General features: G+C 62.0%; 13 protein-coding genes. 5 read left to right on the forward strand and 8 right to left on the reverse strand.

From position 1 onward, the window contains the following. Window positions 1-599: 599 nt before the first annotated feature. A complete protein-coding gene (locus JFN90_RS19895) occupies window positions 600-1,199 on the reverse strand; it encodes a helix-turn-helix domain-containing protein (RefSeq protein WP_328755904.1) in 600 nt (199 codons plus the stop codon). A 164-nt stretch (window positions 1,200-1,363) separates the two neighbouring features. On the opposite strand from JFN90_RS19895, the gene JFN90_RS19900 reads away from it, so the two are divergent. From JFN90_RS19900 to JFN90_RS19920, 5 genes are all read left to right on the forward strand, one after another. Further along, entirely contained in the window at window positions 1,364-2,797 is a 1,434-nt protein-coding gene (locus JFN90_RS19900; RefSeq protein WP_199396873.1) for a DegQ family serine endoprotease, read from the forward strand. A 59-nt stretch (window positions 2,798-2,856) separates the two neighbouring features. Further along, window positions 2,857-3,120 carry a hypothetical protein gene (locus JFN90_RS19905; protein WP_199396874.1) on the forward strand — a complete coding sequence of 88 codons (264 nt, stop codon included), beginning with the start codon at window positions 2,857-2,859 and terminating at the stop codon, window positions 3,118-3,120. A 100-nt stretch (window positions 3,121-3,220) separates the two neighbouring features. Continuing rightward, entirely contained in the window at window positions 3,221-4,180 is a 960-nt protein-coding gene (locus JFN90_RS19910; protein ID WP_199396875.1) for an RluA family pseudouridine synthase, read from the forward strand. A gap of 93 nt (window positions 4,181-4,273) precedes the next feature. Then, window positions 4,274-5,074, forward strand: a complete 801-nt coding sequence (gene pgeF / locus JFN90_RS19915) for a peptidoglycan editing factor PgeF (protein WP_199396876.1) — start codon at window positions 4,274-4,276, stop codon at window positions 5,072-5,074. A gap of 73 nt (window positions 5,075-5,147) precedes the next feature. Continuing rightward, complete coding sequence (locus JFN90_RS19920; RefSeq protein ID WP_199396877.1) at window positions 5,148-6,188, forward strand: hypothetical protein; 1,041 nt, start codon at window positions 5,148-5,150, stop codon at window positions 6,186-6,188. Window positions 6,189-6,334: 146 nt separating this feature from the next. On the opposite strand, the gene JFN90_RS19925 is transcribed toward JFN90_RS19920, so the two are convergent. From JFN90_RS19925 to JFN90_RS19955, 7 genes are all read right to left on the reverse strand, one after another. After that, window positions 6,335-6,499 (reverse strand): hypothetical protein, encoded by a 165-nt coding sequence (locus JFN90_RS19925; RefSeq protein ID WP_199396878.1) that lies wholly within the window; start codon window positions 6,497-6,499, stop codon window positions 6,335-6,337. Window positions 6,500-6,502: 3 nt separating this feature from the next. Continuing rightward, window positions 6,503-7,963, reverse strand: a complete 1,461-nt coding sequence (gene glgA, locus JFN90_RS19930; protein WP_199396879.1) for a glycogen synthase GlgA — start codon at window positions 7,961-7,963, stop codon at window positions 6,503-6,505. An 83-nt stretch (window positions 7,964-8,046) separates the two neighbouring features. Then, the gene (locus JFN90_RS19935; RefSeq protein WP_199396880.1) at window positions 8,047-10,263 is read right to left on the reverse strand and encodes a glycoside hydrolase family 57 protein; all 2,217 of its coding nucleotides are present in this window, start codon (window positions 10,261-10,263) and stop codon (window positions 8,047-8,049) included. A gap of 36 nt (window positions 10,264-10,299) precedes the next feature. Then, window positions 10,300-12,810 (reverse strand): mannose-1-phosphate guanyltransferase, encoded by a 2,511-nt coding sequence (locus JFN90_RS19940; RefSeq protein WP_199396881.1) that lies wholly within the window; start codon window positions 12,808-12,810, stop codon window positions 10,300-10,302. Between the two features lie 156 nt (window positions 12,811-12,966). Then, complete coding sequence (locus tag JFN90_RS19945; RefSeq protein WP_199396882.1) at window positions 12,967-13,341, reverse strand: response regulator; 375 nt, start codon at window positions 13,339-13,341, stop codon at window positions 12,967-12,969. A 1-nt stretch (window position 13,342) separates the two neighbouring features. Further along, a complete protein-coding gene (locus JFN90_RS19950) occupies window positions 13,343-14,965 on the reverse strand; it encodes a sensor histidine kinase (protein WP_199396883.1) in 1,623 nt (540 codons plus the stop codon). A gap of 320 nt (window positions 14,966-15,285) precedes the next feature. Further along, window positions 15,286-15,969, reverse strand: a complete 684-nt coding sequence (locus JFN90_RS19955) for a Crp/Fnr family transcriptional regulator (protein WP_199396884.1) — start codon at window positions 15,967-15,969, stop codon at window positions 15,286-15,288. Between the last annotated feature and the right edge of the window lie 86 nt (window positions 15,970-16,055).

Raw genomic sequence — 16,055 nt, forward strand, 5'->3', positions numbered from 1 at the left:
ACATTTTTTGAAACTCGCAATTGCTGTTTCGTCTACTATTTAGTTTTCAAAGACCAAGCCGCCGTTTGCGACAGACTTAGCACCCTACCTGAACCGGATCAGCCTGTCAAGATTTTCTTTCAAAAAACTTTCGAGGCATTTTGCAGTGGCTTGATCTGTGGATCGCACCCGAAAGGCTGTCAGAACACCGCTAGGTGCTACTGTGGCCCTTCTCCCTGCCGGCTCTATTTGGTTGCAAAGAACGCCGCGTCTTGCTGCGGAGTCGACGTTTATAACAAAGAGCTTCCCCACCGTCAACGATTTAATGAGTAAAATTCTTTAACCATCCCCTGCCCCCCTGATTGCACCCTACGATACTCAGCAGGCAACATCGGACTGGCAGACAGCAGTGAGTAGATACGGCGCACGTGGAAGAGGGAGCGATGCAGGATGTATCTGGTTGTCACAAGAGGAGGGGAGACAGAGATAAATACTAGCCGCCGGGTGCTGTGTTGTCAAACTTAAAAAAGCGTAACCTCAAGCGCCAGCGTCGAAAGCCAGTGCGCCGGCCGCTGCAGGTTACGCTTTATAGCTCAAGAAGAGAAGAAGGAGGTAAGGGCCTAGCCCTTGGTATAGAGGACCGCGACGGCACGGGCCCGAACTTCGCCGACCGAGACATACCCATGGGGCTCGGAGGATTCATAGTAGATGCTGTCACCCGGGTAGAGCCGCATGACCTCGTCGGCGTAGTGGAACTCCAACTCGCCGTCGAGCAAATAGAGAAACTCGACCCCTTCATGACTATAGAAGAGGCTGGTGTCCCAATCGCGCTGTTCGAACTCGATCAGGAAAGGCTCCACTTTCTTCTGGCGCATGCCGGGCGCCAGCGGCTTGTACATGTACCCCTGCTGCACGGCGTCCTTGCCGGGACGGCGCTGGCTGCCCAGCGGAGACTGATCGCCGCGGGTCAGCATGAACTTCTGACGGTCACCCGCCTCCTCGAAGAAGTAGTGGATGCCCACCTTCAGCCCCTTGGCGATCTTCAGCAGGGTCGCGATGGGGGGGGTGACCTGGTCGTTCTCGATCTGCGACAGGAGCGGCTTGGACAACCCGGTCATGTCAGCCAGGGCCTGGAGGGTGAGCCGTTGTTCCTGGCGCAGTCCACGCACCTTCTCACCCAGCTTCATCTCTCTTATTTCCTGCTTGATCTTCTCTTGCACGCAGCACCCCCGTTGCTTGATATATATGCAAATACCCATCTGCCGTCAAGGGGTATTTACATTACCATGACACAGGCACTGAATCTGCCGAAGGGGTTGACATCAATCTGGTTTTTGGCTACCCTTTTTCCTCCCGCTAAGCCTTTCATTTCAAGGAGCGACAAATGAAAAGCGTCCGATTGTTCGTTGTCTTCCTGATCCTCTCCACTATGTTATCTTCATGCAAAAAGAAAGAAGGCGCACTGCTGTATGAGTCCGATCGCAAAGAATCTGTACCAGCCCCGGTACAGGAAGTCCCCAAAGACATACTAAATACGCAACAAGCATTCACCACCCTGGTGAAGAAGGTCACTCCTTCTGTAGTGAACATCTCCACCATCGGCAAGAAGAAGCTGGTCCGGCCCTTCTTCGAGGGCTCACCCTTCTTCGAGGATTTCTTCGGGGACTCCGGCCGTCCGCAGTACCGCAGGGAGAGCAGCCTCGGCTCCGGCTTCATCCTGAACCAGGAAGGGTACATCGTCACCAACGACCACGTGGTCAGGGATGCGGAAACGATCCAGGTCAAGCTCTCCAACGAAAGTGTCTACACCGGCAAGGTCATCGGTTCCGACCCAAAAACCGACATCGCCGTCATCAAAATCAGCGCCAAGGAACCGCTGCCGGCCGCCGTCCTTGGCGATTCCAGCAAACTGCAGGTGGGACAGTGGGCCGTCGCCATCGGCAACCCCTTTGGCCTGGACCGCACCGTGACCGTCGGCGTGATATCGGCCACCGGCCGCTCCAACATGGGGATCGAAACCTACGAGGACTTCATCCAGACCGACGCGTCCATCAATCCCGGCAACTCCGGAGGGCCGCTGCTCAACATCTACGGCGAGGTGATCGGCATCAACACCGCCATCGTCGCCGCCGGACAGGGGATCGGGTTCGCAATTCCCGTCAACATGGCCAAGCAGGTGGTGACCCAACTGATCAGCAAGGGGAACGTAAGCCGCGGCTGGCTCGGCGTCTCAATCCAGTCGGTAACCGAGGAGATGGCCAAATCCTTCGGCCTTCCCAAGGCCGGCGGCGCGCTGGTCAACGATGTGGTCCCCGGCGGCCCGGCCGCCAAGGCCGGCATCATGCAGGGAGACATCATCACCGGCTTCAACGGCGAAAGCGTCAAGGACGTGCGCCAACTGCAGCGCCTGGTCGGAGAGACCGCCATCGGCAAGAAGGTGGAGATCACGCTGTACCGCGACGGCAATGAGATCAAGGCGTCCGTGACCACGGCACCGGCCGACAGCGCTCCTGCGCAGTCGCAGATGCAACGACCGGAGCGGGAGGCGGGGCTGCTCGGGCTCTCGGTCGAGGAGCTCGGTCCCGAGATGCGGCGGCGCGGCGTCACCGGCGTCGTGGTGAGCGACCTCGAGCCTGGCGGCATCGCCGAGGAGAGCGGCATCCAGCGCGGCGACGTAATCGTCTCGGTGAACCAGAAGAAGGTACGTAACCTCGCGGAGTACCAAAAGGCGATGAAGGATGCCAACAACCGGGGTGCGGTGGCGCTCCTGGTGAGGCGCGGAAACGCCAACATCTATTTTGCCTTAAAATTAAGATAGAATCTTGACGCAAAACTGCGTATAGTGTCCCCTGATATTTGACCGCCAGGGAGTGTTCGATGAGTCTCATAGAAAACCAGGATCAGGCCAGAAGGCTGGCCAGGGCCATCGTATCGGACGTAGCCCTTTACAACCGTGAGAAGGTTGAGCAGGGGATCAAGGAAGACAACATCTTCGAGATCCTCAACGATCAACTGACTGAAGGCCGTGACCACTTCGAGTCCCGGGTAAGTAAAGAACTGGCGCAGTCCAATATCTTCGATATCGCCGTGGTGGACGTATTGATCAAACGGGCAGGAAAGATCGAATCCAACATCTGGTAGCAGTACAACTTCAACACTGACAGGTCCCGGGCGCGCTTCCATTCAGAAACGCGCCCGCGCTTTTTTTACGGGAGTCAACTCCCAGGAGAAACCAACGTAGATGGAACCGATTGAACTCACCTTCCCCTGCGACGCCGATCCCGAGCGTCTGGACAGCTTCATCGCCCGCAGCGTCCCTGAAATCACCCGATCCGCCGCACTAAGGCTCATCGAAACCGGCCAGGCCACGGTGAACGGCCAGCCGCAAAAACCCTCCCTGAGGCTCAAGGGGGGTGAAGCGGTCACGGTAACCATCCCGCCGCCGGTGCCCGCCCAACCGCAACCGGAGGAGATCCCGCTCGAGGTCCTCTACGAAGACGGCGACGTCATCGTCGTGAACAAAGGCGCGGGCATGGTGGTCCATCCCGGGGCCGGCAACCCCGAGGGGACGCTGGTTAACGCGCTCCTCGCCCACTGCAAGGACCTCTCGGGAATCGGCGGGGAGCTGCGACCGGGCATCGTGCACCGCATCGACAAGGACACCTCGGGGACCCTGGTGATCGCCAAGAGCGACCGGGCCCACAACGGCCTCGCCGATCAGTTCAAGGTGCACAGCATCAAGCGGATCTACCTCGCGCTGGTGTACGGCAGCCCCAAGGAGGATCGGGGACGCATCGAGAGCGTGATCGGACGCCACCCGGTGGAGCGCAAGAAGATGTCGGGCAAGGCGCGGCACGGCAAGAACGCCATCACCCACTGGCGCGTCGAGGCGCGCTATCCGGGTGTCACTCTCGTGCGCCTGAAGTTGGAGACCGGGCGCACCCACCAGATCAGGGTGCACCTCTCTGAGGCGGGGCACCCGCTTTTGGCGGACGAGGTCTACGGCGGCGGCAGCCGTCTGGCCCAGTTGAAGGACCCGGTCCTCAAGCAGATGATCAAAACGATGGGGCGCCAGGCGCTGCACGCGAAGACCCTTGGGTTCCTCCACCCGGTCACCGGCGCGTACCTCGAGTTCGACACCGAACTTCCCCCCGACATGGCGGGCATCATCGCCTATTTGGAAGAGAAAAACAGGGACTAGGGGCTGGGGGCTAGGGGCTGGCGAAACCTCCCTTTTGGCCTTCCGGCGCACGTGCCCGCCAGTTACTCATATACATAACAAGAGGTGTCATACATGGAAATGCAGAAAGCAGGAAAGATCCAGTACCTGAAGCCGCGGCTTACCGCTGGCGGCGCCGTCGCCGGCTTCACCACGCGCCACGAAGGTGTGTCGCGTCCCCCGTACAACTCGCTGAACCTCGGTAGCAACACCCTGGACTCCTCGCACAACGTGGAGGGGAACCGTAGCCTGCTGGCCCGCAGCCTGGGGGCCACGCTGGACCGCTTCCTCACCGTGAGCCAGGTGCACGGCACCGACCTACTGGTAATCGACGCGCCCAACCCGGAACTGTCCCACTTCCTGAAGCTCGAGTGCGACGGCATCGTCACCAACCAGCCCGGCATCATGATCGCCGTCTGCGTCGCCGACTGCGCCCCCATCCTGCTGCACGACCCGGTGCAGAAAGTGGTCGCCGCGCTGCACGCGGGGTGGCAGGGAACCGCGGGCAACATCGCCGCCAAGGGCGTGGAGGCGCTGGTGAACCTGTTTGGCTGCGCCAAGAAGGACATCCGCGCCGCGATCGGTCCCCATATCGGCGCCTGCTGCTACGAGGTGGACGCCCCGGTGCGCGACGCCTTCAAGCAGGCCGGCATGGCCTGGGACCTCTGCGCCACCGCGCAGGGCGAAGGTAAGTGGATGCTCGACCTGGGCAAGGCGAACCGCCAGCTGCTCCTGGACGCCGGCGTTGCCGCCGACCAGATCCAGGTGGGCGAGCATTGCGTCAGCTGCAACCAGGAACTGTTCTTCTCCTACCGCCGCGACGAAGGCGACACCGGCAGGCAGGTGGGCTTCATCATGCTGGAAGGGGAACAATAAGCTGTAGCGCTCCGGCCAAGCTTCTGATATAAGACGGCGGAGAGTTAGAATTCTTTACAGGAGGCGTCAACAGATGAGGATCTTGTTCAGACTTGCCCTGCTCATGGTGGTTACCGGAGCACTTTTCGGCTGCGCCCACAACTACTACAACATCCCCCAGGAAACCCTGGAGAAGAAGGTGCGCACCATCGGCGTAGCCCCCTTCTTCGCCGACCCCGACAGCGACATCCGTCACCCGGACAAGGCGGCCATCCTCTCCATCGTGCGGGCCTACAACCTGAAAAACGAGAAAGAACTGGTGGCGAGGATCAGGAGCACCGGCATCTTCTACGCCGTGCGCCCGGTGAGCGCGGACCCCGACCGGCTCTTCACCACCCTGGTCTGGAACCGCGAGAGACGCGACGACGCCCGCATCATCTACAACAAGTACTTCTTCAAGAAGGACGACCTGAAACAGCTCATGACCGACAATGGCCTGGACGCGGTCCTCTTCGTGACGGTGAGCGGCCTCACCAAACCGGCCAAGGTCTATTCCAGCAACTTCCTTTCCTACCTGGAGACCGATTACAACTACCTCTCCCTGTCCGCGGTGATGCTGGACCGCGAGGGGAACACCATCTGGGAGTACCCGAACTTCCGGCGCGACGTCCCGTCCTACCCGATGTTCCTGTCGCTGCAGTACCCTGACTTCGACGAGGCGGCGGCGAACCTGACCGAGAAGGTCGACGTGAAGTTCAAGACGGTGGCGGGCGTGAACGCGGCCTTCGCCAAAAGCGAGCCCTCCTCGGTCCCCAACGGCCCCGACGTTTCCACCCTGTACGTGAAGCAGTTCGACGAGATGCTGGCGCTGTTGAAGACCTACAAGCCGCTCTTCAGTAAAGAGAAGGAAAAGGAGACGCCGCCCGCTCCGGCGAGCGCCCCGGTTTACTACACTCCGCCCGCGGCCCCTGCCGCACCGGCCACCCCTGCCCTTGCCCCGGCGACACCCCAGGCAGCAGCACCGGCGGCACCGGCTCCCCAGCCGGCAGCGGCTCCGGCAACCGCGCCGGCAACGGCAGGCCCGGCCCCGATCACTTCGGGGGACATCGTGCCGGAACAGCCTGCCGCGAAGTAGTGGGGGCACCGTCCCCCACCCCCTAGCCCCCTCCCGCAAGGGGCAGGGGGACCAAGGCAGCTTCCGCAAGTGACACAAACAAAAAGGCGGCGCCCAGGATCAATTCCCGGCGCCGCCTTTTTCATTTCACTCAGGATCGGCTTTACTTACAACTCCTCATAATCCTCGGGATCCTCCGGAGTCTCCTCTTCGCCGTCCGCCTCTTCATCGTCGTCGTAGTCCTCGTCGACGACGCGCTTCAGAAATTCCTTGTTGCTTTCGATAAGTTTCCGGATCTCACCGGCCAGTTCATCGAGATCTTCGTGTTCCACAGGTTACGCCTCCCCTCCCTTGCGCAGCAGGGCCTTGCGATACAGTTCCAGATACTTGTGCACCGAGTTCTGCCAGGAATAATCGCTGCTCATGCCGCGGCGCATCACCTTCTTCCAGAACGCCTTGTCCTGGTAGGCGGTCAGGGACCGGTTGATAGCCTCCCAAAGCGCCTCTGCGCTGTACTCGTCGAAGACGAAGCCGTTGGGTGCCTTGTCGTTATCCCGGGGGTCGAAGACGCTGTCGGCGAGCCCTCCGGTTCTGCGCACCACCGGAACCGTCCCGTAACGCATGGCGATCAGCTGCCCCAGCCCGCACGGCTCAAAGAAGGAAGGCATCAGGAACATGTCGCTGCCGGCATAGATCTTGGGCGCCAGCGAATGATCGAAGCCGCTGGTGAAGGAGATGTTGCGGGCGCCGGCGGCCTTGATGTCGTTGAAGGCCTTCAGGTAGCGTTCCTCGCCGTTGCCCAAAAGCACCAGTTGCATCGGGGCCTTGGCGATCATCGGCAACAGTTCCGCGATGAGATCGAACCCCTTTTGCGCCACCATGCGCGACACCATGCCGAAAACCGGGATCTCCGGCGCGCTGGCGAGGCCCATGAGCCGCTGCAGCCCGATCTTGTCGACCATCTTCCCCGAGAGGGAGGCATGGCTGTAGTTCTTCATGATCTCCCGGTCCATGGCCGGGTTCCATTCCTCGTAGTCGAGCCCGTTCAGGATGCCGACCAGGTCTTCCTTCCTGGTCTGCAGCACCCCGTGCAGGCCGCACCCCATCTCAGGCGTCCGGATCTCGCGGCAGTAGGCCTCGGAAACCGTGGTTACCAAGTCGGCACTCAGGATGCCACCCTTCAGGAGGTTCACCTTGCCGTAGAACTCCAGCCCGTCGATGTTGAAGCACTCCTTGGAGAGCCCCATGGTGGCGAGCTCCTCCTTGGGGAAGAGCCCCTGGTAGGCGAGGTTGTGGATGGTGAAGATGACCCCGGTCCTGGCGAAGAAGGGATCATTCTTCCTCTCGTGCTTCAGGTAATGCGGGATCAGCGCGGTCTGCCAGTCGTGGCAGTGGATGATGTCCGGCCGGAAGTCCATCTTCTTCAAAAGCTCCAGCACGCAGCGGCAGAAGAAGGAGAAGCGCTGGGCGTTGTCGGGATAGTCGCCGCTCGGGGTGCCGTAGAGCTCCTCGCGGGCGAAGTATTCCTTGTTCTCGATCAGGTAAACCGGGATCTCCCCGAGCGAAGCCTGGCGCAGGAACCCTTTCTTCTCGACGCCGTCCACCATTACCGAGGCGCTTTTGCGCCCCTTGCGGACCGCCACCCCCCCCTTCTCGACCACCGAGTAAAAGGGCATCATGATCCTCACGTCATGACCAAGCGTCTTCAGTGTCTTCGGGAGCGCGCTGGCAACATCCGCCAGACCTCCGGTCTTGGCGAAGGGAGTAACCTCCGACGCAACAAACAAAATCTTCATGTAAAACCTCTAACACCCTGGAATTATAGGCATATTCTAGATTAAGACTGCCCCCGGGTAAAGTTTTTTTGTAAAAGAAAAATTTAAGATGGCTTCGACTCCAAGGGGGAAAGCTCCTTGAGTGCCCCCGGCTCCATGCCGAGACAGGGCCCCGCGTAGGCCAAGGCGAGCGGCGCCTCGGTCGGCCAGCGGCCAAGCAGGTTCGCCCCGCGGGAGTGGGTAAGGTAACAGCAGAGCCGGTCCCCGGCGTCCAGACGCAGGGCCGGGAGCGGTATGCGCAGTTGTGCGCTGCGGCCAACCCAGTAGCGCGCCACCCCGCCGGAAGGTTGCCACCTCCCCTCCTTCAAAAGCTGCAGCTCGCCCTCGCCTTCTCCGGGCTGCATCTCGATGCGGTACTCCCCCGCCCCCGCCAGGTGCAGCGCCAACCGGTCACCCGGCTGCAGCAGCTTTTCCAGCGGCTGCACCCCGTCGATCCGGAAATAGAAGTACTCGTGGTCGTAGCCGTAGAAGAAGGACTGCAGGGGGGGCTCCGCGGCATGCATCGCCCCACCTTGCCTGGTCAGATCGTAGAGGCCGGCGGAGAGCCACTCGAAGTAGTCCTCGCCCGCGGCGCCCAGGGAGGGGGTGATCAGCCGTGCCGGCCCCCGCACCAGGCCGGCGGGACGCTGCTTCTTGATCGGCTCGTGCAGCTCGACGGGGATATCCAACGCCAGCACCTGGTAGACGTTGATCAGGTGGCTGCGGAACAACAGGTCGAAACTGCCCGAGTGGGGGGAGAAGTGGTCGTCGCCGTACCACCAGAACCAGTCGCTCCCCTGCGCGGCATAAAGGGCCTTGCAGGCGCGCCGGGCCGCCTCGTCGCTGCTGGTCCCCCCGGACAGGAGCTGGGCCACCTCCGCGCTGTTGCGCACCGCAGCCTGCCTCGCCTTGGCAAGGTACTCCCACCCCAGGTTCTCCTCGGGATGCCCGATCCAGATGCCGTAGTCGGCGTTGATCCAGGAGCCGGGATGCACGTGCCGCAGCACCCGCCGCTCCGGGACCCGCTCCAGGACCTCGGAGAAGGTGGCGGGCTCGACTCCCGGCATCTGCGCCAGCGCGCCATAGAGCCTGGAGAGGAAGGGGAGCCCGTTGTCGTGGTAATGCTCCCAGGCGTTCTCCCCGTCGAGGATCACCGAGATCACCCGGGGGGCGCGGCACTGCTGCCGGATCGCCTTCACCCGCCCGACGAAATCGGCGACTGCCCGCTCCGCCTCCCACTGCGAATAGGTGAAGCCGATCTGGTCCGAGAGCACCTGGTCCCGGAAGAAGAGGGCGATCTCCTCCCCCCCCTGCTGGAACAGGTACGGGTGGTAGAGCGCTTCCCGCTCCCCGTCGAGCCCGCCGGGCAGGGTCTGCCCCAGCACCCGCTCGTCGGAGGCGGTCCAGCGCAGCCCCTCCTGGGCCATGATCTCGAGCGCCTCGTCGCTCACCGACCCCTCGGCGGGCCACATGCCGCGCGGCCTGAAGCCGAACAGCTTCTCGAAGCTCTCGATGCCGTGGGCCACCTGTCCGCGCGCGTCCTCCGGGTAGCGGATGTCGATCTTGGGGAGGTTAGCGCCAGGAAGCGCCACCTGCGCGATGCGGGAGTCGCACAGAAGCGGCAGGATCGGGTGGAAATAGGGGGTCACCGAAAGCTCGACCTTCCCTTCCTGGTGCAGCCGGCGGTACAGCGGGACGATCTCGGAGATCAGCTCACGCTGGGTGTCGAAGAGCAGCGCCTTGTCGGCGGCGTCGAACCCCCTCCCCTTGCGGATCAGCTCCCCGAAGAGCGGGAAGCGGCGCCGGGCCGCCTCACCGGTCCAGGCAAGATAGAACCAGACTTGCAGGTCGAGGAGGTCCCGCTCCGTGAAGAGCGGCGCCCGGGAGGCGACCGTCCCCGGGACCCCGTCCCCCGCCATCCGGTACAGCTCCAGGTAGCGCGGGTAGGGCTCGATCATGCGCCGCTTGTTGGCCGAGAAGAAGTTCTCCAGGAGAAAGAGCCGCTCGGATGAGTCCAATTCGGCCGGGGCCTTGCGCGCGAGGCTCAGGTACGGGTCGACCGCCTCGCCGGAGGCATAGTCGAGGATCTGCTCCAAGAGCGAGGGAACCAGGTTGAACACGACCTTGGCGCCGGGGCTGTCCGCGACGATGGCGGGCATGTCATAGTAGTCCTTCACCGCATGGAGGTAGACCCAGGGGAGCAGGTACTCCCCCCGGACCGGGTCCTTGTAGAAGGGCTGGTGCATGTGCCAAAGCAGCGTGAGGTACAGTGGTTCGCTCATCCTATCCCCTTGATGCGGCGCAAGCCGCGGCGCCTCTTACTGGGCGAGCTCCTTTTTCCAGCGTTCCACCTTCTGCATGTACTCATCCAGGAGCCGCTGCGACGCCCTCGCATCCTTGGCCTCGGCCACCACGTGCACCACCGGCTGGTACTGGTCGGGGAGCACCAGCACCCAATCGTTGCCGAAGGAGACCTTGATGCCGTCGATGAAGGAAGCCTCCTTGTCCAGGCTGTCCTCGCTCATCTTGCGCATGATGCCCCCCTTCTTCTCCCAGACGCAGGGGACCTTCCCTTGCAGGAAGGAGCTCTTGGGAACCTCCTTCAAGACCCGCGACAGCGGCACCCCGGTCGAACTGGAGAGTTCGATGGTCTTGGCGACGGTGAACATGCCGTCGAAGGCCGCCTGGAACTTCGGGAAGGCGAAGCGCCCGTTCATGGAGCCGGCCATGACCACCTCGGGAGAGATGGCCGCCTCGATCATGGCGCGGTCCGCGCTCTTGGTGCGGCGCACCGATGAGCCATTCTCCTGGGCGATCTCCTCGATCACCGAGGGGGCCGACACCGGGACCGCGAAGGCGCCCCTCACGCCGCTTTTCAGCATGAGGGTGGTCATGAGCGCGAGGAACTCCTCGGGCGGGTAGATCTTGCCGGTCTCGTCCACCAGCACCACTTCCTCGACGGTCGGGTCGAGCCAGAAGCCGGCGCGCGCCTCCAGCGTCATCACGATCTTGGCCAGCTGCTGCAGTGAGTTGGGCTTCTCGTCCACCGTCTTCGAGCCTCGCTGTTCGTCCAGGTAGGTGTTGAGCCCGATCACCTCGCACCCCAGGTCGTTCAGGATCTGGGGGAGGATCTGACCCGCCGGGGAGTGATTGAAGTCAATCACCACCTTGGCCTTGGCACCCCTGATCAGCTGCTGGTCGAGCCCACGGAAGAACCCTTCGCGGTAGAAGTCCATCACCTGCGGCAGTTCGGTGATCCCCCCCGGCTCCATGTGGTGCGCGCGCCGGAAGTTCTCCTTGTAGAAGATGCGCTCGATGTTCTTGCCCATGGCGGAGGAGAAGTCGAGGCCGTCGGCGTCGAGAAAGACGATCTCGGTGGTGGCCGGGTCCTCGAGCGACTGGCGGAAGTGCACGCCCCCGACCTCGCCGAAGGTGCGCAGCTTGTAGCGCAGGATGGGAAGCGACACCATCCTGATGTCGCGCACGTTGACCCCGGCGGAGAGGATCCCGCCCAGGAAGCTCCGCTTCAACATGCGCGAGGAGAGGGTCGTGTCGCGTCCGACCAGGACGTGGCTCCCCTTAGGGAGCGAGGTACCGTAGGCGCAGCCCAATTTCGCCACGAACTCCGGGGTGAGCTCGATATTGGTGAGCCCCTTGATCATCTCCCCCTCGAAGAGGGACTTTTTCCAGCGCTCGCCCCAGATCAGGTTGCCGGTGACGGTGGAGCCGGCCTCGATCAGCTTTCGGGGCCAGATTTTCACGTCGCGCTTGATGTAGCTCTCCTCGCCGATGGCGGTGTCGTCGGCCACCACCCCACCCTCTTCCATCACGGTCGCGGGTCCGACGCTCACGTTGTTGCAGATGACGCAGTCGTTGATCTTGGCGCTCTTCTTGATGTAGACGTTGTCCCAAACCACGGCCCGGGTGAGCTTGGCGCCCGGCTCGATGATGCAGTTGCGGCCGATGACGGAGTCCTTGATCTCGGCGCCCCCCTGGATCTGGGAGTTGTCCCCCACCACGACGGTCCCTTCCACCACGGTCCCCTCGCCGAGCCGCACGTCCACGCCGACCCGGAGATCGACGCCGGCCATCTCGCGGCGCGGCTCGTCCACCTTGACCCCCACCTTCCCCTTGAGGATGTCGTGGTGCGCCTCGCGGTAGGAATCGGTGTTGCCGATATCCCTCCAGTACCCCTTGACCGGGAAGCCGAACAGGGCCGACTTCTTCTTCAAAAGAAGCGGGAAGAGGTCCTGGGAGAAGTCGAAGTTCTCCCCCTCCGGGATGAACTTGAAGATCTCCGGCTCGAGGACGTAGATGCCGGTGTTGATGGTGTCGGAGATCACCTCGCCCCACCCCGGCTTCTCCAGGAACTGGGTGATGCGCTTCTCCTTGTCCGTGATCACCACACCGAACTGCAGGGGGTCCTTCACCGAGGTGAGGGTGATGGTGGCCAGCGCCTTGTTGCTCTCGTGGAAATCGATCACCTTCTGCAGGTTGAAGTCGGTCAGGAGGTCGCCGCTGATGATCAGGAAGCGCTCGTCCAGGAACTTCTCGGCGCACTTGACCGCCCCGGCGGTCCCCATGTCCTCCAAGGGGGTCACGTAGGTGATCCTGACGCCCAGGTCGGCGCCGTCGCGGAAGAAGTTCTTGATCACGCTGGGCTGGTGGTACAGCAGCATGACTAGGTCGGTGATGCCGTGCTTCTTCAGCAGTTCCACGATGTGCAGCATGATGGGACGGTTCATGAGCGGAACCATCGGCTTGGGGATGTTGCAGGTGAGCGGTTGCATGCGGGTACCAAAGCCACCCGCCATAATCACGGCCTTCATAGGTGCAGCCTCCGAGGATTAGATTGAGATCAAGATCGAGATTGAGATAAAGATTGTGACTAAGACAGGGAATTCAGAGGCTCCTCATACCGGGACGCGGAACGCGGCCTCCGATCGTGGCCGGACTAAATCTTTATCTTAATCTTTGTCTGCTTTCTAGACGAACGCGCCCCGCTGCCTCTTGGCGAGGACCCGGGCGATCTCGTCTTTGAGCTCCTGCATGTCGCTCGACTTCACCACATAACCGTCGGCAAGCCAGGCCGAGAAGTCGTCCTTGTAGCAGGAAAAGGCGGTGCACAGGATCACCGGGATGGTGTGGCGCTCCTTCACGATGCGCTGCAACAGCTCGATGCCGCTCTCGTTCTTCAGCTTGATGTCGATCACGGCGAGGTCGAAGCTCTCCGCCTCCAGTTTCTCAACTGCCTCCAGGGCGCTCCCCGCGGTCACCACCTGGTACCCCTCGTCGCTCAACTCCTGCGAGTACAGCAGCCTGATGTTCGCCTCGTCATCTACCACCAACAGTTTCGCCATCTCAGATGTTCTCCTTTCTGGTCAAAAGCCTGATGCTATAGGTGTTGCCGCCCCCGGGGCGGCTTATTATGGTCAAAGAGTTCCCCTGCCGCTCCAGGATGGACTTGCACAGGGACAGCCCCACCCCCTCGCCGAGTTCCTGGGTCTGAAAGAAGGGGGCGATGAGCGCCTCCTGGGCGGTCTGGGTGAGCGGCTTGCCGTCGTCGCTGATGCGCAGCAGCACCCCGTCCCCGTCCAAGACGCTCTCGATGCGCAGCTCCCCCCCCGGCTCCATGGCGGAGAGCGCCGTGGTAGTGATGGTCTTCAGGCAGTAGCTGATCTGCTTGTAGTCGATGCGCACCATGGGGAGTTCCGCGGCGAGCTCCAGGCGGCAGTGCACCCCAGCCTGTTCCAGCGGCCCCTCCAGTTCCCCCGTCGCCTTCCCCACCAGTTCGTTCAGGTCCCAGAAGTCGGTAACCGGAAACAGGGATTTCGAATAGTCGAGCACCTCGCTCAGCACGTCCTCCAACTGCCGGGTCTCGCGCACGATCGATTCCAGGTAGCCGCGCTTCTCGTCCCCATCCGGGGTGCCCTTCAAAAGGGTCCGGGCGAAGCCGCCGATCACCATGAGCGGGTTTCTGATGGAGTGGGCGATGCTGGAGGTGATCTTGCCCACCAGGGCCATCTTCTCCATCTTCACGATCAATTCCTGCTGTTCGCGCAGCTTCACGTTGGCGGCCTTCTGCTTGGCCACCTCCTCCTGGAGCCGCTCGTACAGGGAGGCGCGCTCGAGGGCGAAGGCGACCGGAAAGGCGAAGGTCTCCAGCGACTGCATGTCCTGCAGGGTGATCGGCTTGTGGGTGATGCAGTTGTCGGCAATGATGACGCCGATGCGGCGGTTCCTGGAGATGAGCGGCATGACCAGGAAGGTATCGACCCCGAGGATGCGGGCCAGCCCCCGGTCCAGGTCCGGGTTGTTGAGCGCGTTCTCCACCAGGATCGGCTTCTTGCCGGTGAGCGCCCGGTTGAAGATGTGCCCCTGGTCGGAAAGGGGGACCGTGAGCTGGTTCAGGATGTCGTGGAACTTCACCTTCTCGGAGGTGAGCTTGGTCTTTTGGAAATCGCGCGCCAGCTGCCTCAGGGTGAAGTTGCTGCGGCCGATGTCCTCCCAGGTGCGCCAGGCCTCCTCGTAGTCCTTGGGGCCCACCCCGAGATAACCGCGGATGTGGCGCCGGTCCTTGTCGGTCATGAGCAGGAAGGCGCGGTTCATGCCGAACCCCTTGCCGGCCGTGATGGCCGTCATGGCGATGGAGAGGACCTCGTCCAGGTCCAGCGAGGTCTGCAGCACGAGCCCCACCTCGCGCAGGAACTTGATCTCGCGCGTTTTGCTGTTCAGGAAACTCAGCATGGCCCCCATCTGGGCCTTTTGTTCCTGGAACTCGGTCAGTATGTACGGGAGTACGTCCGAAAGCGGGTAACCCGAGCCCTTCATGCGGGCCAGGTCGTTCTTGAAGCGGGGGCACTCAACGCACTTCTCCACGATCCTGCGGCGCTGGGAAACCAGGAGGTCCTCTTCCCCTTCGCCTATGTACGGGCAATTCTCGGGCTCGATCTGATCCCTACTCCAACAGCATTCCCAATCCAAGCTCCCTCCGGGTGCACCACATGTATATGACAGGACAGGACGACACGGCAAAAAGTATAGCAGCCGCTGCAGCCATAGCAAGTGCAATTGGATATTTTAATGGAAAATATTAATTAATAATTTAGTTTCAATCCTTTGCGCGACCGGTGCGCCACCGCTGAGGCACAGGCGGTGCAAGGGCTGGGGCAGCACGGCTCCCTGAGGAGCACGAAAGCGGGGAATGGAGCGGGGCAAAAAGGATGTGACGTTGCATTAACGCAAAGGGCCCCGCGGTCTAACCGGGGGCCCTACTGTGCGGCATGATGGGTACTGCGGAAGGCCTACTTCCCGGCGATCATCTTCAGCTTCTCCATCTGCATGATGGTGATCTTGTTGCCGTCCAGTTCGATGACCCCCTCGTCCTTCATCTTCTTGAAGGTGCGGGAGAGGGTCTCGCTGACCGTGCCCAGGCGCGAGGCGAGCTCGCCTTTGCGCATGTCCAGCTCGAGGTAGGTCTTCCCCTGGTAGCTGGTGCTCTTGCGAGCGGCCAAGTCCAGGAGGTACGAGGCGAGCCGGGAGGGGGCGTCGGCGAAGGAGAGTTCCTCGATCTGCCGGGCGAAGCGCCGCAGCAAAAGGGAGAGCGAGGCGATCAGGTTCATGGAGAAGCGCGGGTTGCGCTCCAAAAGCCCCATGAACGAGCCGCGCGGGAAGAAGAGCACCTCCCCCCGCTCCACTCCGCGCGCTTCGGCCGGATACTTGCCGTCCCCGAAGAAGGCGGCCTCGGCGAAGGTCTCCACCGGGTGTACCATGTGCAGCACCTTCTCGCGACCGTCGGGGGAGATCTTGCAGAGCTTCAGCGCCCCGGAGGCGAGCAGGTAGAACCCTTCCGCCTTCTCCCCCTCGGTAAACAGCGTCTCCCCCTTGGCGAAGGGGCGCCGCACTGCGATCTCGGCCAATTCGGCCAGGTACTCCTCTTCCAGGCCCGAAAACAGCAGGGCTTTCCTGATGATGTCCTTGTTTTCCATGCCCCCTTTGTACCCAAAATGAAAACCGAGGTCAAGAAGTAGTTGACCGTGTCCCTCCTTTACTTCGCCGGCCATCTCATGTAAGA

The sequence above is a fragment of the Geomonas propionica genome (assembly GCF_016458235.1).
Taxonomy (GTDB): domain Bacteria; phylum Desulfobacterota; class Desulfuromonadia; order Geobacterales; family Geobacteraceae; genus Geomonas; species Geomonas propionica.

What these genes read in the sequence shown, in the direction of transcription:
- pgeF (WP_199396876.1), top strand. Translation starts at nt 4,274, where the DNA reads ATGGAAATGCAGAAAGCAGGAAAGATCCAGTACCTGAAGCCGCGGCTT.
- JFN90_RS19920 (WP_199396877.1), top strand. Translation starts at nt 5,148, where the DNA reads ATGAGGATCTTGTTCAGACTTGCCCTGCTCATGGTGGTTACCGGAGCA.
- JFN90_RS19905 (WP_199396874.1), top strand. Translation starts at nt 2,857, where the DNA reads ATGAGTCTCATAGAAAACCAGGATCAGGCCAGAAGGCTGGCCAGGGCC.
- JFN90_RS19945 (WP_199396882.1), bottom strand. Translation starts at nt 13,341, where the DNA reads ATGGCGAAACTGTTGGTGGTAGATGACGAGGCGAACATCAGGCTGCTG.
- JFN90_RS19955 (WP_199396884.1), bottom strand. Translation starts at nt 15,969, where the DNA reads ATGGAAAACAAGGACATCATCAGGAAAGCCCTGCTGTTTTCGGGCCTG.
- glgA (WP_199396879.1), bottom strand. Translation starts at nt 7,963, where the DNA reads ATGAAGATTTTGTTTGTTGCGTCGGAGGTTACTCCCTTCGCCAAGACC.
- JFN90_RS19900 (WP_199396873.1), top strand. Translation starts at nt 1,364, where the DNA reads ATGAAAAGCGTCCGATTGTTCGTTGTCTTCCTGATCCTCTCCACTATG.
- JFN90_RS19935 (WP_199396880.1), bottom strand. Translation starts at nt 10,263, where the DNA reads ATGAGCGAACCACTGTACCTCACGCTGCTTTGGCACATGCACCAGCCC.
- JFN90_RS19940 (WP_199396881.1), bottom strand. Translation starts at nt 12,810, where the DNA reads ATGAAGGCCGTGATTATGGCGGGTGGCTTTGGTACCCGCATGCAACCG.
- JFN90_RS19910 (WP_199396875.1), top strand. Translation starts at nt 3,221, where the DNA reads ATGGAACCGATTGAACTCACCTTCCCCTGCGACGCCGATCCCGAGCGT.